The 1,183-nt window shown below is 42.7% G+C and carries 1 pseudogene; it reads right to left on the bottom strand.

Features of this window, described 5'->3' with window-relative positions:
- Positions 1-128: 128 nt before the first annotated feature.
- Positions 129-869 (bottom strand): annotated as a pseudogene (locus tag F6K49_RS50930) (transposase); the annotation flags it as partial.
- Between the last annotated feature and the right edge of the window lie 314 nt (positions 870-1,183).

The following is a 1,183-nucleotide window of genomic DNA, read 5'->3' as shown; positions in this document are numbered from 1 at the left end:
TACCGGATTACGCAGCGTGCCGGAGACGAAACCTTAGAATAAAGAAGCCTTAATAACAAAGATTTAACCCTTTTATGCATAGCCGACTAACCATAAAGGCTTCTTTATTCTTACGGTAACTTCGTTCCCAGTCTCTTGGCATGCTCCTCACGCTGCCTACTTATTCTAAGGTGCGTTCTGCCTAGTTTATTAATTGCTTTCTTGCGGTTGGCTGTTCGCGAAGCGTGGCCTACGGCCTTGCCTTTATTTTTTCGGGAAACTCGACGTTGATAAAACTTTAGACGTTTTTATCCTGTTCTATAAAACCGAGGGTTTGGTTCAGTATTACCTTGGGAATCCGTATAGAAATCCTTAAGCCCTACATCTAGTCCGACAGTGCTTCCAGTTGGTTTCACCTCTTCGTTGACATCAACTGAAACACAAAACTGAACATAGTACCCGTCAGCTCGTCGGACTATCCTAACCCTCTTGATTTGCTTTTTTTCGAAACGCCACAAATCCCATGTACCTTTGAGTTTGAGTTTCCCAATACCCTTTTTGTCACTGAACGTGATTCGGCAGTGCTTTTGGAACCGAGGGAAACCTTTTTTGCCAGGGACTTTTTTCTTGCAGTTGTCGTAGAAGCGGGCAATTGATGACCATGCCCTTTCAGCAGCAGCTTGACGAGCGGTAGAGTTCAATTCATCGGCAAATGGGAATTGTTTGGCTAAGACCTTGCAGTATTTGCTTAAGTCATATTTTCCAGTTCCTTTATTGTCCATCCAGAGCCTGATGCAGCTATTGCGGATAAATCTTACCGTCCGAATAGCCTCATCAATGGCTTGGTATTGGTGCTTTTTACCGTATGCTTTGAACTCAATTATTATCACCAGCTTCGACCTCAACTGTTACTATTTTAGTCTATACTATTCAGCGACAAATTTTGGAGATTCCCAGAATATTTTTCTCACGGCGGCTAAAGCCGCTGCGAGCCTTCATCCCCGTCTCTAAAGAGCGGGGATGAAGGCTTGGGGGATTTTTGTAATCATATCGTTGCAGTTTACATGGTCAACTGTAAGTAGGTGGGCATAAATAAACGTTAAAACTTAAAAGACGAAAATCAAGCTGGAAGCCTCTATTCACAGGGGTTTCATTATTTTAAATTTCAAGCGCTATTTTACGGATAATTAAGCCCACCTACTTA

This window comes from Moorena sp. SIO3I6 (genome assembly GCF_010672095.1).
Note: the sequence above shows the minus strand (reverse complement) of the source record. Positions and strands in the feature narration are given on the sequence as shown.